Below are 25,535 nucleotides of genomic sequence, written 5' to 3' on the forward strand. Positions count from 1 at the left end.
AAGTGTATCGCGCTGAGAGGAAATGGCAAAAGCAATGAGCGGACAAAAACCTGTGAAACCGTCGCCAGATGGTCTGGCGGCATCGGTCAAGGCGGCCAAAACCAACGGTTTACCGCCCGTTCACCTCTGGAATCCTCCGTTTTGCGGCGATCTGGACATCAAGATCGCAAAAGATGGCACATGGAGTTATTTAGGCTCACCCATCAACCGTTTCGAGCTTGTGAAGCTTTTTTCCTCAATTCTTAAGAAGGAAGACGGCAAATACTTCCTCGTCACCCCGGTCGAGAAGGTGGGAATCACTGTCGATGACGCGCCGTTTGTCGCTGTGGATTTCGACCGGGACGGGGATGGAAAGGACCAGTCCTTGACCTTCACAACCCATGTTGGCGACCGGGCCTTGGCCGGAGCTGATCATCCGATCCGAGTTGTAATCGACCCTGAAACAGACGAACCCTCACCCTACATATTGATCCGCGACAACCTTGAAGCTCGGATAGACCGCAAAAGCTTTTACCGCCTCGTCGAGATCGGAACGCACCACGACGGCTGGTTCGGTGTTTGGTCAGACGGGCAGTTCTTTGGCCTGATCCCTTCAGCCGACCTGAGCTGACCGCGGCGCGCGATCCTGTGCCAGCACGACAGCCATTGCAACAATGCCCGCACCCAGTGCCCGGGTCCAGTTCCACTCGTCCCCCAGCATCAACATGATCAGCATCACGTAGAACGGGGCAACGTTGATGTGAAAAGAGGCCAGCGCCACGCCCAGCTTGCCGACGGAGGTGATGAATAATACTTGGCTGAGACCCATGGAGATAAGCGCATAGATCATCAGCATGCCCGCCTGCTGCGTGTCGAACGCAGTTGCAGGCATCACGTCCAGACCAAACTGCGCCGATCCGAAAACCAGCAGCGATGCCATGGCCAGCCCTCCGACGAAGGTGATCGTCGTGCGCCCGGTCTGGCTCAGTTCGGCGAAATCACGGGCGGTTGCCATGCTGGCCCAGCAGAACAGCACCGTTGATCCAACCGCACAGGCCGCGCCCAGACCCAACTGGGCCGGGGCCAAGGCGCTGGTGGCGATCAATCCGCCGACAATCGACACAAGAACACCCAGCGCAAAATTCCACTTCAGCCGACGTGTGCCAGCAGCCAATTCAAGCAATGTGGCCACCAAAGGTGCGCAGGAGACGATGATTGCCACCGTCACCGGGTCGGTCAGCTTTTGCGCCAAGATCAACAGGAACATTCCCAACCCGATTCCAAGGCCGCCGACGGTCATTGCATGACCCCAGCGGGCTGAAACAACCCGACGCGGCCCGTCCAGAATCACCCAGACCGGCACCATCACCAACACGGCCAGCGCCAGTCGCGCGGCCAACAGGGCGACGGGCGGCCATGTTTGCAACAGCACCTCGGCCGCCGGAAACCCGGCCGCCCATGTCAGCATCGAAGCCACGGCCAACCCGTTGCCCGACAAGACAGAATGCTGTCCCGCCGGCGCAGAAAGGCTGTTCCCGCGGACGGGGTCTGGGCTCATCGCCATCGTTTTCAAACCTTCCATTGGCACGGCGTCAGAAAATTGATTCGCCGCAATGCAGGAAGCGTTTCCGATTTCATCGGGTCGATCTGGTCGAATTTCGACAAACTGTCGTTTTCTGTCACTTTCACAGAAACCAACGCGCGGATAAGGTCGGGCCACCTGAAATCCATGGGCCGCCTATGCCAAAATTCGCCGCGAATATCTCATTGCTCTTTGCCGAACTTCCGTATCTGGATCGGTTTCAGGCAGCGGCAGATGCCGGGTTCAAGGCGGTCGAGATCCTGTTTCCGTACGAACTGGCTGCAAAAGAAACCCGGCGTGCCTTGCTGGCCAACGGGCTCGAACTGGTTCTGATCAACGCGCCTCCGCCGAATTATACCGGTGGCGCACCGGGTTATGCCGCCATCCCCGGCGGTGCGTCCCGGTTTCAGTCTGATATCCGCCGCGTTCTGCGCTACGCTCAGGTGCTGCGGCCGGGTTTCATTCATATCATGTCAGGATACGCCGCCGGGACGGATGCGTTGGACTGCTTCGTGCAAAACTTACAGTGGGCCGCCGATTTCGCACCGCAGCAGACATTTACGATCGAACCCCTCAATCCAATGTCCCAACCCGGCTATTTCTTGAACGACTATAATCTGGCGACCGAGGTACTGGGCCGCGTGGATCGCCCGAATGTCGGTCTGCAATATGACAGTTTTCACGCACATATGATCCACGGCGACGCGCTGGCCGTCTGGGAGCGTTTTCACCCCAGCGTTGTCCACGCCCAGATCGGGGCCGCCCCCGAACGTTCTGAACCGGGGCGCGGGCCCACGGATTTCACGCAGCTTTTCGCGGCAATGGATGATGCTGGTTACACCGGTTGGGTCAGTGCCGAATACGCGCCTTCTACCGCTCGAACGGATGCGACACTGGCTTGGATGCGACGTTAACGCCGTTCATTGGTCTGGAATTAGCAGCCCGAAAGGCGCACATATCGGGCAAGCCGTTTTCAAGGATGACCGATATGATCCCTGCCCGCTTTGCCCATGCCATCTTTGGACTGATCATGTCAGGGCTGATGTCGTGCATTGTCACCGGGATCGCTACGGTCAAGGCAGTGGGGTTCCATCCTGAAACGCTGGGCGACTGGATGGCGTCCTGGGCCTTTTGCTGGCCCATCGCGTTCACGGTGATCCTGGTCCTGGGACCTTCGGTGAAACGTATGGTCGAAGGGTGGGTCAGGCCACAAGGCTGACTTGGGGGGCTGACCCGGCGCTAGTGCGCCTCGGCCCAGTTCGCACCCTGGCCGGCATCAACGCTCAGCTTCACATCCAGTTTCACCGCCGGGTCCGAGGCACCCTCCATCACCTCGCGCGCCACATCGATCAGCGGATCCACGGAATCCTCGGCGACTTCGAACAACAATTCGTCATGGACCTGCAACAGCATCCTGGCGGGCAGCCCGTTGATCGCACCCGGCATCCGCACCATCGCGCGCCGGATCACATCCGCCGCCGTGCCCTGAATCGGCGCGTTGATCGCCGCCCGGCGCGAGAATCCTGCATGCGGCCCCTTGGCGTTGATTTCGGGCGTGTGGATCTTGCGCCCGAACAGAGTTTGGACATAGCCGTGCTCTTTGGCAAATGCCACCGTGTCATCCATATACTGTCGAATGCCCGGAAAGCGTTCGAAATAGCGGTCGATGAAACCCTGTGCCTCGGCCCGCGGTATGCGCAGGTTGCGCGCCAGGCCGAAGCCCGAGATGCCATAGATCACACCAAAGTTGATCGCCTTGGCCTGACGGCGGATGTCCGGCGTCATCTCGTCCAGCGGCACGTCGAACATTTCCGACGCGGTCATGGCGTGGATGTCCAGCCCATCGGCAAAGGCCTGTTTCAGGGTCGGAATGTCGGCGATATGCGCCAGGATGCGCAGCTCGATCTGGCTGTAGTCGAGGCTGACCAGAACATTTCCGGGCTCGGCGACAAAGGCCTCGCGGATGCGGCGGCCCTCCTCGGTGCGCACGGGGATATTCTGCAAATTGGGGTCGGTCGAGGCCAAACGCCCCGTGTTCGCCCCGGTGATGGCATAAGACGTGTGCACCCGGCCCGTGTCGGGGTTGATATGGGTCTGAAGCGCGTCGGTATAGGTCGATTTCAGCTTGGACAACTGGCGCCAATCCAGCACCCTGCGCGGCAGTTCATGCTCGGTCGCCAGATCTTCCAAAATATCGGCCCCGGTCGAGTACTTGCCGGTCTTCCCCTTCTTGCCACCTTCCAGGCCCATCTTGTCGAACAGGATCTCGCCCAACTGCGCGGGTGAGCCGACATTGAAATTCTCACCCGCCAGCTCGTGGATTTCAGCCTCTAAACCGGCCATTTTCTGGGCAAAGGCGTTTGACATACGGCTCAGCACGTCGCGGTCGACCTTGATGCCATGCATCTCCATCTCGGCCAGAACCGGCACAAGTGGTCGTTCGAGCGTCTCGTAAACAGTCGTCACCTGCACCCGGTGCAGCTGCGGTTTGAACAATTGCCACAGGCGCAGCGTTATATCCGCATCCTCGGCGGCATAGGCAGTGGCCTCGTCGATCGGCACCTTGTCGAAGGTGATCGCAGATTTGCCTGACCCCAGCAGCGGCTTTATCGGGATCGGCGTGTGGCTGAGATACCGTTCCGAGAGTGTATCCATGCCGTGTCCATGCTCACCGCCATGCATGGCATAGGACATCAACATCGTATCATCGATGGGGGCCACATCGATACCTTGACGCCGGAAAATCTTGGCATCGTATTTCATGTTCTGCCCGATTTTGATGATCGAGGGGTCCTCAAGCACCGGCTTCAGCAGCGTCAGCGCCTCATCCCGGGGCATTTGCCCTTCAGCCAGCGCGTCCGACCCGAACAGATCATCCGCCGCACCATCGCGGTGGGTCAGCGGGATGTAACAGGCTTCGCCGGCCTCGACACACAGCGAAATACCGACCAGATCGGCGATCATTTCATTCAGACCGGTGGTTTCAGTATCAACAGCGATCCAGCCTCGTTCATGGGCCTGATCGATCCACTTTTGCAAAGCCGCTGCATCACGGACACATTCATACTTTGCCGCGTCAAACGGGATCGTCTCGGCCTCAACTTCTTTGGCCGCAAGCGCCGGAGCGTCGGCGATGGCCGGTGCTTCGGCCCCCAGCTTGTCGGCGATCCGTTTGGTCAGTGTGCGGAATTCCATATCCGCCAGAAAACCCAGCAGGGTCTCTGCATCGGGCTCTCTCACTTCAAGGTCATCCAGCGTGAAATCCAGCGGTGTGTTCTCGTCCAGCTGCACCAGTTTCTTCGACAGTTCGATCTGATCGCGCTTTTCGATCAGGGTCTGTCGGCGCTTGGGCTGTTTGATTTCCTCGGCCCGGTCCAGCAGTGTTTCCAGATCACCGTATTCATTGATCAACAGCGCGGCCGTCTTGACCCCGATTCCCGGAGCGCCCGGCACGTTGTCAACGGAATCCCCGGCCAGCGCCTGAACATCCACAACGCGCTCAGGAGCAACTCCAAACTTCTCGATCACCCCGTCCCGGTCGATGCGCTTGTTCTTCATCGCATCCAGCATCTCGACGCCGTCACCGACCAACTGCATCAGATCCTTGTCGGAACTTACGATGGTCACGCGGCCCCCAGCCTCGCGCGCCTGCACGGTCAGGGTGGCGATGATGTCGTCGGCCTCATAGCCTTCGAGTTCCTTACAGGCGATATTGAACGCCTTTGTCGCCTCACGGGTCAGCGGAATTTGCGGGCGCAGGTCCTCGGGCATCGCTTCGCGGTTGGCCTTGTACAGGTCGTACAGATCATTCCGGAATGTGTGCGACCCCTTGTCGAAAATCACCGCCACATGGGTTGGCGCATCCGGCCCGGTGTTTCCTTCGACATATTTCTGAAGCATGTTACAGAACCCGGACACCGCCCCAATCGGCAGACCATCCGACTTGCGGGTTAGCGGAGGCAGCGCGTGATAGGCCCTGAAAATAAAGGCCGATCCGTCGATCAGATGCAGGTGACATCCTTTTCCGAAATTGCTCATGCGCGCGCTCCCTGTCGGTCAGGGATGGTTCTGCCACAGGGTCGCGCGGGTGACCAGCCAAGAACGCAGCCTAACCGCCAAACAATCCCGAGAAGACGTCAGAGAAACTGTTCAGCAAAGCCATGATCACCAACACCCCCAGCAAGGCAAAAAATGCAAACGCAAAGAACTGGAACAGGATTGCCCCCGTACCTATAACCATTCCGGCGATGGCAGGGCGCCGCTTTTCGTGACGCAGGATGCCAACGGCCGATATGACGGTTGCAAGCCCGCCAAGCATGGCGACTCCGATCCGCAGGAAATCATCCAGGTCGCGGGCGCGGGCAACGGGCTCGGGTTGTTCCATCCCCGCGGCGGCCCTCAGGGTCGATTTGCCGATCTCGGCGGCCAGTTCGCCCAGCGACACACCCGCAGTCTGCTGAGGTGCAAAGGGCCCCGCCCAGAATACGAACAACGCAGCAAACAACGCCAAAGACGCGATGCAGAACCCAGCCCAGCCGAAAACCGGGTTAACATTGTCAGTGGCCGAAATTCCGGTCATCACGTATCCCTGCTTTGGTTGCGCCAAAGCACTAACATGAAAACCGAGGCAAGATTTGGGCCAAACCCGGCTGGTCGGGCAATCAGCCCTGATCACGGCCCTTCAGCACATATTTGCAGTCGCAATACGGGCATTCGACCCAGCCTGTATCCTCGGGGATTTGCAGCCAGACACGCGGATGGCCCAATGCGCCTTCGCCGCCGTCACAGGCGACACGGGCGGTTTCGACGATCTTGGTTTCCGGCGCTTCGATGGTCACGGCTGGCGATCCTTCTTCGGTTGTCGGCCTCGCGGGCATGTATTAGGTGCGTTTATGAGCGATGAGCAATCCGGGGGCAAGAGCCACATGAGCGATGCGGCAATCAGGATCGAAGGTCTGCGCAAGACCTATCGTGGCGGCAAGGGTCAGCCTGAGAAACACGCGCTGAAAGGCATTGATTTGACTGTTCCCAGGGGCTCGGTTTTCGGGCTGCTGGGCCCGAACGGCGCCGGGAAATCGACCCTGATCAATATTCTGGCCGGGTTGGTGGTGAAGTCCTCGGGCCGTGTGTCGATCTGGGGTTTCGATCAGGATCAGAATCCGCGGCAATCCCGCGCCGCGATTGGTGTGATGCCGCAGGAGCTGAACCTTGACCCGTTTTTCACCCCGCGGGGCGCCTTGGAAGTACAGGCAGGCCTGTACGGCGTTCCGAAATCCGAACGTCGCAGCGATGAAATCCTTGAACTGGTCGGCCTCAGCGACAAGGCCGAGGCCTATGCCCGCACGCTGTCGGGCGGGATGCGGCGGCGGCTGCTGCTGGCCAAGGCGCTGGTGCACCACCCGAAAATCCTGGTGCTGGACGAACCCACGGCAGGCGTGGATATCGAACTGCGCCAGATGCTGTGGGCCAATGTGCGCAAGCTGAACCAGCAGGGCATGACCATCATCCTGACCACCCACTATCTGGAAGAAGCGCAGGAGATGTGCGACGAAATCGCCATCATCAACCACGGTGAAAAGATCGCTCAGGACAGTACCGCCAACCTGCTGGGCCGAATGGACAGCCGGACCATGGTCATTGTTCCCGACACCCCGGTGGTCGACCTGCCGGTGACCGAAGGCGTCGAGGCCAGCTTACGTGAAGACGGCAGCCTGATACTGCAATATCGCAGCGCCCGGACCAGCGCCGAACAGGTTCTGGAATCCGTCCGGGCGGCGGGCATCCGCATCCGCGACGTGCGCACCGAAGAGGCCGATCTCGAGGACGTGTTTCTGGCCCTGACCTCCTCGCGCACCGACGATGCCCCGGCCGACGATCGGGACCAGCCGCGCCGGGGCCTGCACCGGGTCAAGCTTTAAGCCCGGTCGATCCGTGCTTGGTAGCAGTTGTTCCGTGCAGATCTGACGTGAATATAGGCCACGTCCGGGCGGGCAAAAATGTCGCTGACTTTTGCGTTGATCTGATCCTTGGGCGTGATTGCCCCGGTGCCATAAACGATCCGGTCATCTGGTCCATACCCCTTGATCAAATAGTCGGGTGCAGTGGTCAAAATCTCGGGCAGGGCGTCGCCTTCATAGCGCTCGCAAGGCGTTGCGCACAGAAAGATCGGTCCTGTTTCAGCGTATGGATGTGGCTCTAAAAAGGGGCGATGCGCCAATATCAGCATCTCTGCGCCTTCGGGAATGTTCTTCAGGCAGTGGCGACAGGGGTTGCTTGCCCCCGACGAAACGGCGCGCTCGGGCGCAGCGCCATATGCATCAGGCTGGCCTGCCTGAAGAGCGCGGACTTCGTCAGTGGGCAGAGCGGTGATCTTGAACATATCAGGTCTCCTTTTTCTGCAACCATGCGCGCCTGGCCTGGTCCAGGCGACCCGTTTCCTGCGCAAAGGACTCGAAAAAGAACAAAACGTGAATATAATGTGGAATCGCCATGTATGCCGAACTGTCGATCACGTCGAACTTCACCTTCCTCACCGGGGCCTCGCACCCCGAGGAGTACATGGAGCGCGCCGTCACCCTGGGCCTGCCCGCCATCGCCATCGCCGATGACAACTCGGTGGCCGGCATCGTCCGCGCCCATACCCAGGCGCGCGAGATCGCCCGCAAGGTCCGTGAGCGCCGCGCGTGGGACGAGCAGAACACGCCCATCGGCCCGCCCTGCCCCGATCACATCCCGAAACCGCCCTCGTTCCCGGTGCATGCGGTGCCGCGCCTGATCCCGGCGGCGCGGCTGATTTTTACCGATGCCCCGCCCGTCACCGCCCTGCCCATCAACCGGCAGGGTTGGGCCAACCTGTGCCGCATCCTGTCCACCGGACGGCTGCGCGCGGCCAAGGGTGACTGCATCCTGCACCTGTCCGACCTGCTGGAATTTTCCGACGGTCTGCACCTGCTGCTCTGGCCACAGGCGGGCCGCCCAACCGGCGGCGCGAGCGGATGGCGGACACAGGCGGAACAGCTGACGCGCCGCTTTGCCGGTCGCATGCATCTGCTGATTCACCCTCGGTATGATGGCGCCGATAGCGCATTTTTTCACTTGTTAGAGACTGAATCTCATCATCTGAACCTGCCCACAATCGCCAGCGCCGCGCCGATGATGCATCACGGGTCGCGCCGCAAGCTGGGTGATGTGCTGACCGCGATCCGCCTGCGCCGCAAGGTGGACGATCTGGGCCGCGACGCGCTGGCCAATGGCGAACAGCGCCTGCGCTCGGAACCCGAGATGCTGCGCATTTTCAAGGGCTTTGAGGACGCCGTGGCCCGCGCTTATGCGCTCAGCCAGGAACTCACATTCTCGCTGGACGAGCTGCGCTATGAATATCCCAGCGAGGGCAGCGACCAGGAAACCCCGACCCAGCGCCTGCATCGGCTGGCGCATGAAGGGTTGAAATGGCGCTATCCCGCCGGGGCGTCCGAGAAAGCCAAAAAGATGCTGGCGCATGAACTGACGCTGATCGGCAAGCTGAAATACGAACCCTACTTCCTGACCGTCCGCGACATCGTCCATTTCGCCCGCTCGCGCGGTATCCTGTGCCAGGGGCGCGGCTCGGCAGCAAACTCTGTCGTCTGTTTCTGTCTTGGCATCACCGAGGTCAGCCCCGAGATGGGCACCATGGTGTTTGAACGTTTCGTCTCCGAGGCGCGGGACGAGCCGCCCGACATCGATGTCGATTTCGAACATGAACGCCGCGAAGAGGTGATCCAGCACATCTATGACTGCTATGGCCGCGAACGCGCGGGGCTGTGCGCCACGGTTGTCCACTATCGGGGCAAGCGCGCCATCCGAGAGGTGGGCCGCGCCATGGGCCTGACCGAAGATACGATCTCGGCGCTTTCCTCACAGCTTTGGGGGTTTTTCTCGACCTCGGGGCTCGAGGCACAACGGATGCGCGAGATCGGCCTCGACCCCCAAGACCGCCGCCTGAAACAGACTCTAATGTTGGTTCATGAGATCGACGGCTTTCCCCGCCACCTCTCTCAGCACGTGGGAGGATTCATCATCACCGAGGGTCGGCTGGATGAGCTTGTCCCCATCGAAAACGCCACGATGGAGGGCCGCACGGTCATCTGCTGGGACAAGGACGATATCGACAGTCTTGGCATCCTCAAGGTCGATGTCCTCAGCCTTGGCATGCTGACCTGCATCCGCAAGGCCTTCGACCTGATCGGCCAGCATCACCAGACCAGCTACACCCTTGCCACCCTGCCGCCCGAGGATCCGGTGGTCTATGACATGCTGTGCAAGGCAGACTCGGTGGGCGTGTTCCAGGTGGAATCACGCGCGCAGATGAACTTCCTTCCCCGGATGCGGCCGCGCAATTTCTATGATCTGGTGATCGAGGTCGCCATCATCCGCCCCGGCCCCATCCAGGGCGATATGGTTCACCCCTATATCCGCCGCCGGAACGGAGAGGAGGAGGTCAGCTTTCCCTCGGACGCACTGGGCGAGGTCTTGGGCAAGACGCTGGGCGTGCCGTTGTTTCAGGAACAGGCGATGCAGATCGCCATTGTGGGTGCGGGGTTCACCCCGGAACAGGCCGACCGGCTGCGACGGTCGCTGGCGACCTTCAAGAAGCATGGCAGTGTCAGCGAATTCCGCACCCTGTTCCTGCGCGGGATGCAGCGCAACGGCTATGACGCCGAATTTGCCGAACGCTGTTTCTCGCAGATCGAGGGGTTCGGCTCCTACGGCTTCCCCGAAAGCCACGCGGCCAGCTTTGCGCTGCTGGTCTATGCCAGCGCCTGGATCAAGTGCCACCACTCGGGGATTTTCGCCTGCGCGCTTCTGAATTCGCAGCCGATGGGCTTCTACGCCCCCGCCCAAATCGTGCGCGATGCGCGCGAGCATGGCGTGCAGGTGCGCCCGGTCTGCATCAATGCCAGCTTCTGGGACAACGTAATGGAGCCTGACGGTCAGGGCGGGCTGGCCCTGCGGCTGGGCTTTCGCCAGATCAAGGGGCTGAGCGAGGAAGACGCCAGCTGGCTGACCGCCGCGCGCGGCAACGGCTACCATCAGGTCGATGATGTCTGGCGTCGTGCGGGGCTGGGCCCGTCGGTGATCGAACGGCTGGCCGAGGCCGATGCCTTTGCCGCCTGCAGCCTGACCCGGCGCGAGGCGCTGTGGCAGGCCAAGGCAATTGCCACAGCCAAGCCTCTGCCCCTGTTTGCGCAGGATCTGGAAGGCGAGGCGCTGGACGAGCCCGCCGCCCATCTGCCCCGGATGTCGCTGGGCGAACAGGTGGTCGAGGATTACGTCGCCACCCGCCTGAGCCTGCGGGCGCATCCCGTGGCCCTGCTGCGGCACCTGCTGACGCCGGGGCAGCGCGACAATACCACCTCTGTCACATAACGCCGGAACCGCCTATCTGCCAAAAAACAGAGGTGAAAACAGGCCACCATGACCAGACCAAACCTTCCGCCGCGCTTTCCCGCGACGCCCGAGCAGATCAACGCACAGGTTCGCGCCTTTTACGCCCGTGTGCGGCAGGACGCGGTACTTGGCCCGGTATTCGCCAACCATGTCACCGACTGGCCCTCGCATGAGGAAAAGATCGCATCCTTCTGGCGCAACGCCATCCTGTTCGAGCGCAGCTATGACGGCAACCCGCAGCGGGTGCATATCGAACGACCGGACGTGAAGCCCGAGATGTTCGCCCATTGGCTGGACCTGTTCGAAGAGGTCGCCACCCAGACCCTGCCCCCGGAAGCCGCCACCCCATGGATCGCTCTGGCGCGCCGCATCGGTGTTGGGATGAAAGCCGGGGTGCAATCGGCCCGCCAGCCCAAGAACGCGCCACCGATCCTGCGTTGAGCCCACGTCATGGCTGCCTTGCGATGTTAGCGGTAAATTAGGGGCTATGCGGGTCGAGGAAATAGGGTTAGTCAGAGACAAGACAGCCCCTTTTGCGCTGCCCCTTCACATCGACACATCACCCGAGGCCGACCCATGAGCACTCAGAACACCACCCTCCGGGGTCTTGGCTATGCATTCGCGGGCTTTGCGGTCTTCGCCACCCATGACGCGCTGATCAAGGTGCTGGGCGGGACCTACTCGGTGATGCAGATCATCTTTTTTGCCACGCTGTTTTCCTTTGTTCCGATGGCCGTGACGATCTTGACGGACCGGACCACGGGCAACTTCCTGCCGCATCACCCCTGGTTGGTGTTGCTGCGCTCGGGTCTGATGGTCACGGCCATGTCCTGCGCGTTCTATGCCTTTTCGGTCCTGCCCCTGGCCGAGGTCTATTCGTTGCTGTTTTCTTTCCCGCTGATCGTCACGGTCCTGTCGATTCCGATACTGGGCGAAGTCGTCCGGGCCCAGCGCTGGGCTGCGGTTGGCGTGGGTCTGATCGGGGTGCTGATCGTTCTGCGCCCCGGCGCAACGGATATCACGCTCGGCCATCTGGCCGCCCTGATGGCCGCATTCTGCAGCGCCTTTGCATCGGTGCTGGTGCGCAAGATCGGAAACGAGGAACGATCGGCCGTCCTGATCCTCTACCCAATGCTGCTGGCGATCGTGGTCATGAGCCTGGCCCAACCGGCCGTTTATCAGCCGCCGTCCCTGTTGCATCTGGCCATGATGGCGCTGGTCGGCGTGTTTTCGGTGATCGCCCAGCACCTGATCATTCTGGCCTATCGCGCTGCGCCCGCCGGCGTCATCGCGCCCAGCCAGTACAGCCAGATCATCTGGGCCACGATATTCGGCATGATGTTCTTTGGCGAAACGCCCGACATGTGGGTCGCAGTCGGGGCCAGCATCATCATCGCGTCCGGTGTGTTCGTTGTCTGGCGCGAGAGCCGGGCGAACACATCGTCTGTAAACACTCCGGTGCTGAGGGTTCGGTCACCGCGATCGGATACCGGGGCGTCGCGACCGGGTTCATGAGGAAACGGTAAATACATCTCCGCCACTAAGAATCCAAATTTTAGAGAATCTGCGCCCTATTTGGTTACAACCGGAAAGAGCGGATGTCTTCCATTCCAAGTCTTCAAAATCGTCCCAATCTGTGTTCGCATAAATAAGCAACTCGTCCACGCCAGAACTACATTTCTTTGCTTTTGAAAGGATAGCCTTTTCAACTAGGGCTCCAAACTTTGCCATTCTGTCCGGGTCCATCAAGTCTATTTCTCGAACGATAGGCTCACCGAAGCCTAAACCTCTTTTTTCATGCGCCGTCCATTCCGCTTGCTCCCGAGGATCGCTCGCTTCGACGACCTCAATTCCAGTCGAGGAGCCGTCGCTAGTCAAAACAAAATCCGGGTTTTCACTTTCTTCCACTTTTACAGGAAAACTGAGTAGACCATTTTGGCACTGATGCAGCAGCAAGAGTCGAAGACAAAATCTTTCGAGTTCTTTTTGTCGACCCCGCCTTTCCAATCGCGGGGGAGCAAAAGCCCCCCACGTTTCTAACTTTTGAAGCAATTCGTCGCTGTCATCAGCGACGAAAGCAAACTGCACTAGTAAATCACCACCGACCGGATGCTTTCGCCCTTGTGCATCAGGTCAAAGCCGGTGTTGATGTCGTCCAGACCCATGGTGTGGGTGATCATCGGGTCTATCTCGATCTTGCCTTCCATGTACCAGTCGACGATCTTGGGCACGTCCGTGCGCCCACGTGCGCCGCCAAAGGCGGTGCCGCGCCATGACCGGCCGGTGACCAGCTGGAACGGACGGGTCGAGATCTCGGCCCCCGCGGGTGCGACGCCGATGATGATCGATTCGCCCCAGCCCTTGTGCGCCGATTCCAGCGCCGCGCGCATCACGCCGACATTGCCTGTTGCATCAAAGGTGTAATCCGCACCGCCCTTGGTCAGGTTGACCAGATAGGGCACCAGATCGCCTTCAACTTCGGACGGGTTGACGAAATCGGTCATGCCGAACTTGGTGGCCATCTCGACCTTGGCGGGGTTCAGGTCGACACCGACGATCTGATCGGCCCCGGCCAGACGCAGGCCCTGAATCACGTTCAGACCGATCCCGCCCAGGCCGAACACGATGGCGCGGCTGCCGATTTCCACCTTGGCGGTGTTGATCACCGCGCCAATGCCGGTGGTCACACCACAACCGATGTAGCAGATCTTGTCGAATGGCGCGTCCTCGCGCACCTTGGCCAGCGCGATTTCCGGCAGGACCGTGTGGTTCGAGAAGGTCGAGCAGCCCATGTAATGCAGGATCGGATCCCCATCCAAGGTCGAGAAACGAGAGGTGCCATCGGGCATCAGGCCCTGGCCCTGGGTTTCCCGGATCGCCTGACACAGGTTGGTCTTGGGATGCAGACAGTATTCGCACTCACGGCATTCGGGGGTGTAGAGCGGGATCACGTGATCGCCCGGCTTCAGGCTGGTCACGCCTGGGCCGACCTCGACCACGACGCCTGCGCCTTCATGGCCCAGAATGGCCGGGAACAGGCCTTCGGGGTCGGCACCCGACAGGGTGAATTCATCCGTATGACAGATACCGGTGGCCTTGATTTCAACCAGAACCTCGCCCGCCTTTGGGCCTTCAAGGTTCACATCCATCACTTCCAAAGGTTTGCCTGCCTGAATGGCGACGGCGGCACGGGTACGCATGGTACTTATCTCCCTGTCACTTTTGCCCCGACCCTGCGTCAAATACAGGGTGGTTTCAACTGTGCTTTCTTGGCAGGTTGGCTAATTATTTGATATTGCAGAAACGACATTGCCGGAATGAGGAACGCCAATGCACCGTTTTTTACCGATCTTTATCTTTCTGGCGGCCTGCGCAGACACAAGCGTCCCGCAGGATGTCGCCGCCACCTCAGAAGACGCACCTGTTGATCTGGCATTTTGCAAGGGCGAGCCCTTTGCCGAATCCGTTGGTCAGCCCGTTTCAACGATTCAGGCTGGTCTTCCCGAACGGTCTCGTGTTTTGGGCCCGGACGACATCGCGACACAGGATTACCGTATCGACAGGCTGAACGTCTATGTGAACGACGCCGGTGTTATTCAGCGTCTGACCTGCGGGTAAGCGTGGACTCGGCAGGTGATTCTGAATTAAGAACAAAATAAGAACATCAATGATGCCTGCCGATGCCCAAACGCCGAATTCTTTCGCTCTGGTTTCCCCGTCTGGGGGCCGAACGGCTGGTCCGCGCCGCGCGGGGCCTGCATGCCGGGCCTTTGGCCGTTGTGGCCGAACAGTCGAACATGCAGATCGTCACGTCATTGAATGCCGAGGCGCAGGCCGCCGGATTGCGCGTGGGTCAGCCGGTCCGCGATGCCCATGCCATGTGCGCCAGCCTGATCACCCGCCCTCGCAACGCCCCGGCCGAGGCTGCGTTTCTGACCGCGCTGCGCCGCTGGGCGGGCAAGTTCAGCCCGTGGGTGGCCGAAGAGGCCCCCGATGGCCTGATCGTTGACCTGTCGGGCTGTGCCCATCTGTTCGGCGGTGAAGAGGCCTTGCTGAGCGTGCTTGAGACCGACTGCGCCGACATGGGCCTGAGCGTGCAGATGGGCATCGCCGACACGCTGGGCGCAGCCTGGGCGTTGGCGCGCTATGCCGGGCAAGAGGCCACGTCCGATCGCAACGGTGATGCTATTGCCCAAGAGGCCCGCGCCACCCGCGCCCGGGCAAGCAAGCGGCGGCACTGGACCAGGGGCGGGGCCGCGCCACAGGTGATGGCGCTGGGCGGTGGCGCGCGGATTGCCGCGCCGGGGCAGGCCTATGGCGCGCTCAGCCCCTTGCCCATCGCGGCGCTGCGGCTGGACGATCAGACCGTGGCGCAACTGAACCGCCTGGGCCTGCGCCGGATCGGTGATCTGCTGGGCCAGCCGCGTGCCAGTTTGGCACGGCGGTTCGGCCGCGGGCTGGTGTTGCGTCTGGATCAGGCCATGGGCAGCGCGCCCGAGCCGGTCTCGCCCGCCCGTCCGCCCAATCACTTTGCGGTGCGGATGACTCTGCCCAACCCGATTGGCCTGGTCGAAGACGTGATGGCCGCTGTCGATCGGATTCTGCCAACGCTCTGCACCAAACTGGAAGAGAAGGGGCGCGGGGTCCGCACGCTGCGCCTGGAAGCCCACCGTGCGGATCAGGCCGCTGAAATTATCGAGATCGGCCTGGCCCGTCCGACCTATGATAAAAACCGCATTCGCCCTTTGTTAGAGATGAAAGTTGACAAGATCGACGCAGGCTATGGCATCGACTTGCTGCGGCTTGAAGCGATCCAGACAGAACCCATCCACGCCCGCACCATCGCCGGTCATGCCGAAGCGCGCCGCGTGGCCCGCAACCGGCTTGAGGGCAATACAGCCGTGGATGACCTGATTGGGAAACTGGGCGCGCGGGTAGGGCTGGACGCGATCACCCGGCGGCATCCTGCGGCCTCTCATATCCCCGAGAAAACGGCGCAAACGCTGGCGGCGGCCTGGTCGGAACCCGCGCGCGACTGGCCTGCCCCGCCGCGCCCCCGCCCCTTGCAGATGTGGCAGCCCGAACCCGTGATGGCCCCGGAAACCCCGAATGTGCCCCGCACCTTTCGCTGGCGTGGACGAGACTGGCAACTGGCACAGGCCACCGGCCCGGAACGCATCGCGCCGGAATGGTGGCTGGATGATCCCAACTGGCGCAGCGGGGTACGCGATTACTGGGTGGTGGTGACAGAACAAGGGGAGCGCCTGTGGTTGTTCTATGGGCACGGGGGCGCGATGTCCGCAGGCTGGTTCTGTCAGGGGCAGTTTTGTTAGAGTCTATTTCCCACGATAAACCAGCAGATCCGGCAGACAGTCGATCAGACGAATGAACCAGGAAAACGGTGCCGGAAAATCCGTACGGAAACGGCGACGCGCCATCGCCTTGACCACGCGATCCGCCGCATCCTCGGGCGACATCAGCATCGGCATCTTGAAACCGTTCTTTTCGGTCAGTCGGGTCTTGATAAAGCCCGGATTGACGATACGCACCGTCACGCCAGTATCCGCCAGATCGTGTCGCATCGTCTCGGCCAGAGAAATCAGTGCGGCCTTGCTGGCTCCGTACCCGATGGCGGCAGGCAGCCCATGATACCCGGCCAGTGACCCGATCAGAGTAACCTCTCCCTGGCCTGCCCGGACAAAACCCGGAACGGTTTCACCCAGAACCCGCAGCGCACCCAGATAGTTCACATCGCTCATCCTGAGCGACGCCTCGGTGTCCCATTCGGCCGAACGCATGGGGTCATAAGCCCCGGCATTGTAAACCAGCCCATCGACATGCCCCGCCTCGGCAACAGCCGAACGAACAGAGTCTAAATCGGTCACATCGCACCGGATCGCGCGCGCATCCGGCAGTTCAGAACACAGTTCGGACAACCTCTCAAGATTGCGCGCAGACAGGATCAGGGAAGCACCCTGTTGGCCAAGCGCATGCGCCAAAGCGCGACCCAGCCCTTCGCTAGCGCCGATGATCCAAATGGTTTTGCCGTCAAAGCTGCTCATGTGTGGGCCGATTCAGTTGTGTTTCACGATAATACGGCCTTGCGCCTGCTTCGGATCAAAACGGTGGCGCAGGTCACGGAAGCTCAAACCAGACGCCACAAGGTAGTGCATCTGTTAAAAACTTCTAATCGGATTGATCCACTTGTGCCTACCCTGCGTATCTTCTTGTAAACTGTCACATAAAGAGGCTGGAATGTTCGACGAACCCCGGGGTGTACGGAAGAAAATCGCGATTGTAGGTGCAGGCATTTCGGGTCTTTCCGCCGCTTACTATCTTTCAAAAAACAACGACGTGACAGTCTATGAGGCCGAGCCTCGGCTTGGTGGCCATGCCCGCACGGTGATGGCCGGAAAGAACGGGGATCAACCGGTCGATACGGGCTTTATCGTCTTCAACTATGCGACATATCCCTACCTGACCCGGCTGTTTGATGAGCTCGGCGTGCCCGTGATCGAAAGCGAGATGAGCTTTGGCGCGACAATCGACAATGGCCGCATTGAATACGGGCTGAACAATCTGCGCACACTGACCGCTCAAAAGCGCAATCTGGCGCGTCCGGCTTACTATAAGATGATCGCTGATATTCTGCGGTTTGGCAAAGAAGCCCCCGGAGCCGCCAAGGACGATGACACCACGATTGGCGAATTGGTGGACCAGCTGCGGCTGGGTCACTGGTTCCGGCACAATTATCTGATGCCGATGTGCGGTGCCATCTGGTCCACGCCGGTCGAGTTCGTGGATCAGTTCCCCGCACGCTCTTTGGTACAGTTTTTCCGCAATCACGCTTTGCTGGCAAGTGGTCGCGCAAACCAGCATCAATGGTACACGGTCAAAGGCGGCAGCATAGAGTATGTCCGCCGGATCGACGCAGCCCTTCGTGCGCGGGGGGCAGAAATACGTCTGGCCAGCCCCGTTCAGAATATATCCCGTGACGAGATGGGCATCACCATCCACAGCCAGGGCGCCGTGGATCAGTTCGATGAAATCATCCTGGCCACCCATTCGGACCAGTCGCTTGCCATTTTGGGTGATGGCGCGACCCCCGCGGAAGCCGCTGCATTGGGCGCAATCCGCTACCAGCCCAATATGGCCATATTGCATTGTGACCCAGGTCAGATGCCAAAGCGGCGCGCCTGTTGGTCAAGCTGGACCTATCGATCGCAAGCCGGAGACGTGGGGGTAACCTACTGGATGAACCGGCTTCAGAACATTCCGGACAGTGACCCGCTGTTTGTAACGCTGAACGCTTCATCAGAAATTCCCGCGGAAAAGATCTATGACAAAGTCGAATTTGCCCATCCGGTCTTCGACAAGGCCGCGCTGAAGGCGCAAGGGCAAATCCGCGAGATGCAGGGACAGAACCGAACCTGGTTTGCCGGTGCTTACAACCGGCACGGATTTCACGAAGACGGGATAGCCAGCGCGATGCATGTCGTTGCTCGAATAAATGGTGCCCCGCAAACCATCGGAGCTGATAATGGCATTCTTGGGAAAGACCCGGCCCTATCTGTTGCCGCAGAATAAGGCGATATGGCGCACAGCGTTTCTTGCACTTTCCTTGCTGATCCCCAATGGGCTGATCGCATCGCCGGTCACGGAAGAACTGAACGGTGCCCAACTGCGCGGAACCGCGACGTTCCGGTATCTGGGTTTGCCGATCTATGACGCCAAACTCTATACGCCCAAAGGTGCGCCGTTCAGTTGGAGCGAAGATATCGCCCTGCAACTGACTTATCGCAAGAACATCAAGAAGAAAGCGTTGGTCAATTCGACGCTTGACGAGATGGACCGCATCGGCCGTTCAGCACCGGTTCGCGACCAACTGAACCGGTGTTTCAAAGCCGTGGCAAAAGGGGACAGCTATCTGGCGGTTTCTGATGGTCCCGACAAGGTCAGTTTCTGGTTGAACGGGCAAAAGACGTGCACCATGGCGCATCCGGGCATCAAGCGCAGTTTCATGTCTGTATTCTTGGGAGACAACACGAGGTCCGCGTCCTTCACGCGCAGGCTACAGGGGCGGTGATGCTCTATCCCCGGGTCAGTCTCTATGCGCTGATGCTCGCTGCGGCGGGTATCCCGCTTTATATCCACTTGCCGCGCTTTGCAGCCGTGAACCTGGGTATTGGCCTTGGGGTCATTGGTACGGTGCTGCTGGTGATCCGTTTGGTGGATCTGGTGCAGGATCCGCTGATCGGTTGGGCAATCGACCGATGGCCCGGCGGCCAGCTTGCATTTGCCGCGATGGCGGCTTTGGGGCTGGCGATCGGGTTTCCCCTGCTTTTCAATCTGCCGCAGGGTGCCAGCGTGCCGGAACTGGTCGCGATCCTGATCTTGCTGTTCTCGGCATACAGCCTGGGAACCATCCTTCTGTATGGTCGCAGCGCAACTCTGGCGAAGCGAACCGATCCGAAAGAGCTGATGACACTGGCCGCCTATCGTGAAGGCGGGCAGTTGACCGGAGTGGTCATCGCAGCCAGCGCTCCGGCCCTGTTGGTTGCTTTCGGGGCACACTCCCAAGGCTACCCCGCATTCGGCGCGTTCCTGGGGCTTCTGTCCGTTGTGACCCTGATACTGACGATCCCGATCTGGCGACGCAGACCGATCACCGGATCAGGCCTGTCCTTTGCGGGTCTGGGTCAGGCCGGTGGCTTGCGCCTTCTTGCGCTGGCTTTGGTCAACAGCCTCCCGGTTGCCATAACCTCCACCCTGTTTCTGTTTTTTGTGGAAGACCGGCTGCAACTGCCGGGCAAGGCGGGTCCTTTGTTGATCCTGTTCTTCCTGAGCGCAGGCGCGAGCGTTCCGCTCTGGGCAAAGCTCAGTAACAAAATTGGCCCGAAACAGACTCTGATTATCGCCATGCCGCTCTCGATCGCCGGCTTTATCGGCGCTGCCACACTGAGTTCAGGAAACCTTGCGGGTTTTGCAATGATCTGTCTCGCCTCGGGCGCGGCGTTGGGCGCGGATATGGTCGTGTTGCCTGCGATGTTCTCGATCGTGCTTACCCGGGCCGGGCTGAACGCATCAGCCGCGTTTGGCATCTGGTCCTTCGCTGGCAAACTGGGCCTCGCCCTGGCTGCCTTTTTCACTCTGCCGCTGCTGGAACGCAGCGGTTTCACCCCCGGTCAAACCAATTCAGCACAGGCGCTGGATACACTCAATCTTGCCTATGCGGTGCTGCCCTGCATCCTGAAAGTCGGAGCGTTCGGGATGGTGTTGACCCTGCCCACCGAGGTCACAAGCAAATGAACGCTTTCACCATCATCCTTCTGGTCCTTCTGACCGCTGTCTTCATCCGTGCAAGGCTGCTGAGCTTTCGCGCGCAATCGCCGTCCGATTACAGTGGCACCGGGCCAGATTTTTCCCTGAAAAAGCACCTGAACGGAGAGATCTTGTCCGAGGGCCTGATCTATGGCCCCAACGGCAAAATGTCGAACAGCTTTGTCGCGCGCATGTCCGGCGAATGGCAAGGCAACTCGGGCACGCTGACCGAGTACTTCACCTATTCCAACGGAAAACAGATGACCCGCAAATGGTACCTGACGCTGGGAACTGGCAACACATTCACGGCAATGGCGGATGATATCGTGGGCGAAGGTCGGGGCATTATCTCGGGGTCCACGGTGAAACTGACCTATCGTATCATTCTGCCAGATGACGCTGGTGGACACACACTGGATGTCACCGATTGGATGTACCTGACAGAAACCGGCGTCATCATGAATCGGTCCGAGATGCGCAAGTTTGGCGTCAAGGTCGCGGAACTGATCGCCACAATGCGTCCAAGCCCCAGATCGAAACCGATGCATCCAAGTGGGTCAAACGGGTATGACGCGACTTTGGAAGGGAAGCCGTTGCAATGATCACCTTTCGCTCTTTCATCGCCTGCATTGCCATCGCAAGCCTTACACTTCTGGCGGCCTGCTCCAGCAAACCGAAGGTACCAAAAACGTTTCTGTCGGACCGGCAGTTGAACCTGGAAGAGTTTTTTGAGGGTAAAACAGTGGCCTACGGTCAGTTTCAGGATGTTCTGGGAAATATCCCCCGCAGATTCACGGTTGATATCGACGGAACATGGGACGGCGAAACCCTGACCCTGGTCGAAGACTTCGTCTACGACGATGGCGCGACGGAACAACGCATCTGGACATTGACCAAAACCGGAGAGGATACGTGGACCGGTACGGCGCCTGGCGTGCTGGGCACCGCCAGCGGGATTGAACGCGGGGATACGTTCAACTGGAAATACAAGATCGACCTGCCGATCAAGGACGGGACCATGCGTGTCAAATTCGACGACTGGATGTGGCTGCTGGATGACGACCGTCTGCTGAACCGCGCGTATGTCTCACGCTATGGCGTCCGTCTGGGTGAAGTCATCCTGTTCTTCGAGAAGAAATAGGGCCGTCAGGCCCGGTTTCATCACAAAAGTCAGTAGAAAATAAACTCGTCCACCAATGCTGTCGTTGATCCCTTGACCTCACCGGCCGTGTTTGCCCTTGGCCCGTCCGAGGCTGCGCCCTCGGCGCGTTCGCCGCCCTCGACCTTCAAGCGCGCGCGTTCTATCTGCCCCCAGAGGAAAAACAGACCATCCCGTTTTCCCATGAGGCGCGAAGGAACTGTTGTCCGCAAAACACCTGTTTTCGGTTTTGGCATCTGCTCTCTTACTGCCTCCGGTGTTTTCCACCATTTTCGGAAAACGTAATGGTTTTTCCCGAAAAAGACAATTTTTTATGGACAAAATGAGGTTTTCTACCGTCCGTTGACAGGATGGACTGACAACTCTCGCATGACGGATATTCGCCTTCTTCACCTGCCTCATGGCAAGCCAGCACTATCCCAAACGGATCAACTTCACCCAAAAGGGTTTGCTGCAAACCTCCTTCACTTGGCCTGACTCTCTCTTTTCCAGCCATGCTCAGGCGACGTGCAGCGTTTCGTTTCTGAGCAGAGCAGCCGGGCTTTCGCTGTCACGGCTGGGGGACAATTTGACGGCGCGGATGTCAGACGTGGCCGCATCCATCGCAAAGCCCACTGGCCCCTGCAGAACGCCGTGCTGGCGGGCTTGCCATGCCCCTGTGCCAAGGACCGTGATCCCGGCGCCGTCCACTCAGCCGGAAAATTTCCATGTCTGTTTTGAAACCGGAAATGTCGCAAGCATTTCAGCGCCCAAGCAGGTAGAAAGTAGGCTGCCATCGTGAGGTGCCGCTGTTTGATTCTCAGACCGCGGAGAATTGGGAAGCCGGTGGAATTCCGGCGCTGCCCCCGCAACGGTAAGGAAGGTCAGGTTCGACAATCAACCACTGGGACGAGGATCCCGGGAAGGTGTCGCAACCGGGTGCAAGCCCCTTTCAAGTCCGGAAACCAGCCTTGCAGATATGTCAAACCGCGGGTGGCGGTGGGGGCACGGGTTTCGGACGTGGTCCTCGCGCGCCTCCGGACGGTTCCTCCCTGTCATCTGCCCAAGCAATGCCGCGGGGCGCGGCAGGAGAGCCAGAAGTGAACAATGTCCAAAACCTGTTGGCGCGTCGAATCCCGGGCTATGCTCTGGAACGGGCCTTTTACACCGACCCCGAGATCTTTCAGACCGACCTGGAAACCATCCACTATCGCGAATGGCTCTTTGCCATTCCGGCCTGTGAACTGCTGAAAGCCGGCGACTATGTAACGTACAACGTGGGTGCCTATCGCGTGATCATCGTGCGCGGCGCCGACAACCAGATCCGGGCGTTTCACAACACCTGCCGCCATCGCGGCTCGATCATATGCAAGGCAGCAAAAGGCAACGCGCCGAAGCTGGTTTGCCCGTATCACCAATGGACCTACGAGCTTGACGGCTCTTTGCTGTGGGCCCGCGACATGGGGCCGGAGTTTGATCCCAGACAGCATGGTTTGAAGACGGTTCATTGCCGCGAGCTTGCCGGGTTGGTCTATATCTGTCTGGCGGATGTCGCCCCGGATTTTGACACGTTTGCCAATATCGCGCGCCCGTATCTTGAGCCGCATGATCTTGCGAATGCCAAGGTCGCATTCGAAAGCTCAATCATCGAGAACGGCAACTGGAAACTGGTCTGGGAAAACAATCGCGAGTGCTATCACTGCGGCGGCAACCACCCTGCGCTGTGCCGGACCTTCCCTGATGATCCGGGCGTGACGGGGATCGAAGGCGGTGAAACCCCAGCCTATATGCAAGCCCATTTCGACAGGTGCCAGTCAGCGGGTATGCCATCGCAGTTCTATCTGCACGAGGACGGCCAATTCCGTCTGGCGCGGATGCCGCTGAAAGAAGGCGCCGAGAGCTATACGATGGACGGGAAATCCGCCGTGCGCCGCTGGTTGGGCCGGTCGCCCTTTGCGGATGCGGGATCGCTTTTGAAGTTCCACTATCCGACCACGTGGAACCACTTTCTTGCCGATCACTCGATTGTTTTCCGTGTTACGCCGATCAGCCCGACAGAGACCGAGGTCACGACCAGATGGCTGGTCAACAAGGATGCGGTTGAAGGCGTTGACTACGACGTGAAACGCCTGACCGAAGTCTGGGTCGCCACGAATGACGAAGACCGTCAGGTGGTCGAGGACAACCAGCAGGGCATCAACAGCCCGGCCTATGTGCCCGGCCCGTATTCAGCCATTCAGGAATCCGGCGTACTGCAATTCGTGGATTGGTATTGCAGCACAGTGTCGGCCCGCCTGACCCCTGACTACATGGCGGCGGAGTAAGTCTGATGAAAGATCTGGACACGCTTTCATCAGCCGTTTGGCAGGATGGAGAGATGCTGGAATGTGTTTCGGTCGTGCCCGAGATGCCGAACACCGCCAGCTTTTCGTTCCGGGCCCCCTCTGGGGCGCAGTTCGCCTATCACCCCGGTCAGTTCCTGACGCTCGAGATTCCGGCGCCCGGCCAGCCCGGGGGAGTCGTGTATCGCACCTACACGATCTCATCGTCGCCATCGCGGCCGCGGTCGATCACCATCACCGCCAAAGCGCAACCCGACAGTATCGGCACGCGCTGGATGCTGGACAATCTTCAACCCGGCATGCGGCTCAAGGCCATTGGGCCTGCGGGCCTGTTCACCAACGCACTGAGCGATGCGCGCAAGTTCCTGTTTATCTCGGCTGGCTCAGGCATCACACCGATGATGTCAATGACCACCTGCATGTGGGACGAAGGCCGCGATCTGGACGTTGTCTTCATCAACTGCGCCAAGCGGCCATCCGAGATCATCTTCCGCCAGCGCTTGGAACAGATGGCCAGCCGCACGGATGGTTTGGACCTGAAGTTCGTGGTGGAAGAGCCGGACCGCTACCGCCCATGGACGGGATATCAGGGGCAGTTCAACCAATTGATGCTGGGCCTGATGGCGCCGGATTACCTTGAGCGCGAAGTCTATTGCTGCGGTCCCGAGCCCTTCATGCAAGCGGTGCGCGACGCGCTGGCCGGTCTTGGTTTTGATATGGACAACTATTATCAGGAAAGCTTCGGCGCGCCGGTGGAAACCGAGGCGGATCAGCCCGAGTTGGATGACGTTGTTCTGGACGACGACAGCAGCGCCGAAATCCTGTTCGCGACCTCGGGCGTGACGGCCAAGGTTGCCGAGACCGACACGGTGCTTGCCGCCGCCCGCTCGGTTGGCCTGAACATTCCGTCAGGCTGTACCTTCGGCGTGTGCGGTACCTGCAAGGTCAAGAAAACCGCTGGCGAGGTCCACATGGTCCACAACGGAGGGATCTCGGAAGACGACATCGACGCGGGGTACATTCTGGCCTGCTGCTCGAACCCGATCGGCAAGGTCGAAGTCGAGGTTTAGGCGCTTCGCATCCCGATCAAAGCCGCAGCGTGGCTGACACCCGCTGCGGCTTTCGGCGCGTTTTTTCTGCCCGTTGCAGAATCCGGGCCGGATTGGGTTGCCGGACGTCCGGCCCTTTCAGAACTTTGCCATCTTCACGCAGAACCAGCTGCCCGTCTGCTCTGGGTTTCGACATGTGCGAGGCGTGGACCTCTTCCATCGCATCCCGCTTGATACCATGCTGGCCGAATTCGAGATTTGTTCCGCCGAGGTCGTGTTGGATGGCACAAAGCGTGTCCGGCACCTCGATCAAGCCCGTGGCTTCGACCGTCGTTCACAGCTGGGCCAAACACAAGCAGTTCGCTGTAAGCCAAGATCATAGTCCATGGTGTCAGTGGACCATAAGAGTGCGAGCTTTCCAAGCTCTCAAAAATCATCACCCGCAACCAATTGCAACTAAATGAAAAATAGGCCTCGAATTTCGTTGGGACCAAAAGCATGCGAATTTGACACAAAAGTATGCGAGAACCGCCTCTCCGAAAAAGAAAAAAGCCCGCAACAGATGCGGGCTTTCTCACTGCTCAGATTGAAAATCTACTCAGGTGGTTGCGTCTTGTTCCAAAGCTCAAACATCTTTTTGGCTAGGGTCAGGACCCATTGATTTTCAGCGAGCGGCATGATTCACGGCTGAAAAC

General features: G+C 59.8%; 26 protein-coding genes, 1 pseudogene and 1 riboswitch. Of the genes and pseudogenes, 16 read left to right on the forward strand and 11 right to left on the reverse strand.

Going from position 1 to position 25,535, the window contains the following annotated elements; translation table 11 throughout:
* The first annotated feature begins 34 nt into the window (after nt 1-34).
* Nucleotides 35-610 (forward strand): DUF1285 domain-containing protein, encoded by a 576-nt coding sequence (locus tag GS611_RS16515; protein ID WP_171637428.1) that lies wholly within the window; start codon nt 35-37, stop codon nt 608-610.
* Here GS611_RS16515 and GS611_RS16520 read toward each other — a convergent pair.
* Nucleotides 593-1,561: a DMT family transporter gene (locus GS611_RS16520; RefSeq protein ID WP_171637430.1), complete on the reverse strand. Its 969-nt coding sequence runs from the start codon at nt 1,559-1,561 to the stop codon at nt 593-595. The two genes, GS611_RS16515 and GS611_RS16520, sit on opposite strands and share 18 nt — an antisense overlap.
* A gap of 158 nt (nt 1,562-1,719) precedes the next feature.
* On the opposite strand from GS611_RS16520, the gene GS611_RS16525 reads away from it, so the two are divergent.
* Together GS611_RS16525 and GS611_RS16530 are read left to right on the forward strand one after the other, a co-directional pair.
* Entirely contained in the window at nt 1,720-2,475 is a 756-nt protein-coding gene (locus GS611_RS16525; protein ID WP_171637432.1) for a hydroxypyruvate isomerase family protein, read from the forward strand.
* A gap of 74 nt (nt 2,476-2,549) precedes the next feature.
* Complete coding sequence (locus GS611_RS16530) at nt 2,550-2,780, forward strand: DUF2798 domain-containing protein (protein ID WP_171117031.1); 231 nt, start codon at nt 2,550-2,552, stop codon at nt 2,778-2,780.
* 20 nt (nt 2,781-2,800) lie between these two features.
* Here GS611_RS16530 and polA read toward each other — a convergent pair whose 3' ends face one another.
* The 3 genes from polA to GS611_RS16545 form a co-directional block, all read right to left on the reverse strand.
* On the reverse strand, nt 2,801-5,599 hold the full coding sequence (gene polA / locus GS611_RS16535) for a DNA polymerase I (protein ID WP_171637433.1): 2,799 nt from the start codon (nt 5,597-5,599) through the stop codon (nt 2,801-2,803).
* Nucleotides 5,600-5,669: 70 nt separating this feature from the next.
* The gene (locus GS611_RS16540) at nt 5,670-6,140 is read right to left on the reverse strand and encodes a hypothetical protein (protein ID WP_171637435.1); all 471 of its coding nucleotides are present in this window, start codon (nt 6,138-6,140) and stop codon (nt 5,670-5,672) included.
* Between the two features lie 82 nt (nt 6,141-6,222).
* Nucleotides 6,223-6,399, reverse strand: coding sequence for a zinc-finger domain-containing protein (locus tag GS611_RS16545; RefSeq protein WP_171637437.1), 177 nt, complete (start codon nt 6,397-6,399; stop codon nt 6,223-6,225).
* 87 nt (nt 6,400-6,486) lie between these two features.
* On the opposite strand from GS611_RS16545, the gene GS611_RS16550 reads away from it, so the two are divergent.
* Nucleotides 6,487-7,479: an ABC transporter ATP-binding protein gene (locus tag GS611_RS16550; protein ID WP_171637479.1), complete on the forward strand. Its 993-nt coding sequence runs from the start codon at nt 6,487-6,489 to the stop codon at nt 7,477-7,479.
* Here the strand turns inward: GS611_RS16550 and GS611_RS16555 are convergent.
* The gene (locus tag GS611_RS16555; RefSeq protein WP_171637439.1) at nt 7,476-7,940 is read right to left on the reverse strand and encodes a DUF1203 domain-containing protein; all 465 of its coding nucleotides are present in this window, start codon (nt 7,938-7,940) and stop codon (nt 7,476-7,478) included. The two genes, GS611_RS16550 and GS611_RS16555, sit on opposite strands and share 4 nt — an antisense overlap.
* A 110-nt stretch (nt 7,941-8,050) precedes the next feature.
* On the opposite strand from GS611_RS16555, the gene GS611_RS16560 reads away from it, so the two are divergent.
* The 3 genes from GS611_RS16560 to GS611_RS16570 all read left to right on the forward strand — a co-directional run bounded on the left by GS611_RS16560 (nt 8,051) and on the right by GS611_RS16570 (nt 12,505).
* Nucleotides 8,051-10,969 carry an error-prone DNA polymerase gene (locus tag GS611_RS16560; RefSeq protein WP_171637441.1) on the forward strand — a complete coding sequence of 973 codons (2,919 nt, stop codon included), beginning with the start codon at nt 8,051-8,053 and terminating at the stop codon, nt 10,967-10,969.
* 48 nt (nt 10,970-11,017) lie between these two features.
* Nucleotides 11,018-11,431 (forward strand): group III truncated hemoglobin, encoded by a 414-nt coding sequence (locus GS611_RS16565; protein ID WP_171637443.1) that lies wholly within the window; start codon nt 11,018-11,020, stop codon nt 11,429-11,431.
* A gap of 135 nt (nt 11,432-11,566) precedes the next feature.
* A complete protein-coding gene (locus tag GS611_RS16570; RefSeq protein ID WP_171637445.1) occupies nt 11,567-12,505 on the forward strand; it encodes a DMT family transporter in 939 nt (312 codons plus the stop codon).
* Here the strand turns inward: GS611_RS16570 and GS611_RS16575 are convergent.
* Together GS611_RS16575 and GS611_RS16580 are read right to left on the reverse strand one after the other, a co-directional pair.
* Complete coding sequence (locus GS611_RS16575) at nt 12,500-13,078, reverse strand: hypothetical protein (RefSeq protein ID WP_171637447.1); 579 nt, start codon at nt 13,076-13,078, stop codon at nt 12,500-12,502. The two genes, GS611_RS16570 and GS611_RS16575, sit on opposite strands and share 6 nt — an antisense overlap.
* Complete coding sequence (locus GS611_RS16580) at nt 13,078-14,190, reverse strand: S-(hydroxymethyl)glutathione dehydrogenase/class III alcohol dehydrogenase (protein ID WP_171637449.1); 1,113 nt, start codon at nt 14,188-14,190, stop codon at nt 13,078-13,080. The genes GS611_RS16575 and GS611_RS16580 overlap by 1 nt, the downstream gene beginning before the upstream one ends.
* 130 nt (nt 14,191-14,320) lie before the next feature.
* Between GS611_RS16580 and GS611_RS16585 the strand changes: the two genes are divergently transcribed.
* Both GS611_RS16585 and GS611_RS16590 read left to right on the forward strand, forming a co-directional pair.
* A complete protein-coding gene (locus GS611_RS16585) occupies nt 14,321-14,608 on the forward strand; it encodes an I78 family peptidase inhibitor (protein WP_171637451.1) in 288 nt (95 codons plus the stop codon).
* A 62-nt stretch (nt 14,609-14,670) separates the two neighbouring features.
* A complete protein-coding gene (locus GS611_RS16590) occupies nt 14,671-16,323 on the forward strand; it encodes a DUF6504 family protein (protein WP_171637453.1) in 1,653 nt (550 codons plus the stop codon).
* 3 nt (nt 16,324-16,326) lie between these two features.
* Here the strand turns inward: GS611_RS16590 and GS611_RS16595 are convergent, their stop codons facing one another.
* On the reverse strand, nt 16,327-17,052 hold the full coding sequence (locus GS611_RS16595; RefSeq protein WP_171637455.1) for an SDR family oxidoreductase: 726 nt from the start codon (nt 17,050-17,052) through the stop codon (nt 16,327-16,329).
* 193 nt (nt 17,053-17,245) lie between these two features.
* Here GS611_RS16595 and GS611_RS16600 point away from each other — a divergent pair, with 193 nt between their 5' ends.
* The 5 genes from GS611_RS16600 to GS611_RS16620 are packed head-to-tail and all read left to right on the forward strand — an operon-like array spanning nt 17,246 to nt 21,452.
* Nucleotides 17,246-18,577: an NAD(P)/FAD-dependent oxidoreductase gene (locus GS611_RS16600; RefSeq protein WP_171637457.1), complete on the forward strand. Its 1,332-nt coding sequence runs from the start codon at nt 17,246-17,248 to the stop codon at nt 18,575-18,577.
* Nucleotides 18,531-19,076 carry a hypothetical protein gene (locus GS611_RS16605; RefSeq protein ID WP_171637459.1) on the forward strand — a complete coding sequence of 182 codons (546 nt, stop codon included), beginning with the start codon at nt 18,531-18,533 and terminating at the stop codon, nt 19,074-19,076. Before GS611_RS16600 ends, GS611_RS16605 begins: the two co-directional genes overlap by 47 nt.
* Nucleotides 19,076-20,299, forward strand: coding sequence for an MFS transporter (locus GS611_RS16610; protein ID WP_171637460.1), 1,224 nt, complete (start codon nt 19,076-19,078; stop codon nt 20,297-20,299). The genes GS611_RS16605 and GS611_RS16610 overlap by 1 nt, the downstream gene beginning before the upstream one ends.
* A complete protein-coding gene (locus tag GS611_RS16615; protein WP_171637462.1) occupies nt 20,296-20,913 on the forward strand; it encodes a DUF3833 domain-containing protein in 618 nt (205 codons plus the stop codon). The genes GS611_RS16610 and GS611_RS16615 overlap by 4 nt, the downstream gene beginning before the upstream one ends.
* Nucleotides 20,910-21,452: a DUF3833 family protein gene (locus GS611_RS16620; protein WP_171637464.1), complete on the forward strand. Its 543-nt coding sequence runs from the start codon at nt 20,910-20,912 to the stop codon at nt 21,450-21,452. Before GS611_RS16615 ends, GS611_RS16620 begins: the two co-directional genes overlap by 4 nt.
* 29 nt (nt 21,453-21,481) lie before the next feature.
* Here the strand turns inward: GS611_RS16620 and GS611_RS16625 are convergent, their stop codons facing one another.
* A complete protein-coding gene (locus GS611_RS16625; RefSeq protein WP_152459486.1) occupies nt 21,482-21,706 on the reverse strand; it encodes a hypothetical protein in 225 nt (74 codons plus the stop codon).
* 301 nt (nt 21,707-22,007) lie between these two features.
* Nucleotides 22,008-22,160 (reverse strand): annotated as a pseudogene (locus GS611_RS16630) (IS5/IS1182 family transposase); the annotation flags it as partial.
* 73 nt (nt 22,161-22,233) lie between these two features.
* Nucleotides 22,234-22,438, forward strand: a riboswitch (cobalamin riboswitch).
* A gap of 81 nt (nt 22,439-22,519) precedes the next feature.
* Between GS611_RS16630 and GS611_RS16635 the strand changes: the two are divergent.
* A complete protein-coding gene (locus GS611_RS16635; RefSeq protein WP_171637486.1) occupies nt 22,520-23,773 on the forward strand; it encodes an aromatic ring-hydroxylating dioxygenase subunit alpha in 1,254 nt (417 codons plus the stop codon).
* 5 nt (nt 23,774-23,778) lie between these two features.
* Complete coding sequence (locus tag GS611_RS16640) at nt 23,779-24,861, forward strand: hybrid-cluster NAD(P)-dependent oxidoreductase (RefSeq protein WP_171637467.1); 1,083 nt, start codon at nt 23,779-23,781, stop codon at nt 24,859-24,861.
* 16 nt (nt 24,862-24,877) lie between these two features.
* Here GS611_RS16640 and GS611_RS16645 read toward each other — a convergent pair whose 3' ends face one another.
* Nucleotides 24,878-25,153 (reverse strand): hypothetical protein, encoded by a 276-nt coding sequence (locus GS611_RS16645; RefSeq protein ID WP_171637469.1) that lies wholly within the window; start codon nt 25,151-25,153, stop codon nt 24,878-24,880.
* Nucleotides 25,154-25,535 lie beyond the last annotated feature (382 nt).

It is taken from the genome of Ruegeria sp. HKCCD6119, assembly GCF_013110585.1.
GTDB lineage: Bacteria > Pseudomonadota > Alphaproteobacteria > Rhodobacterales > Rhodobacteraceae > Ruegeria.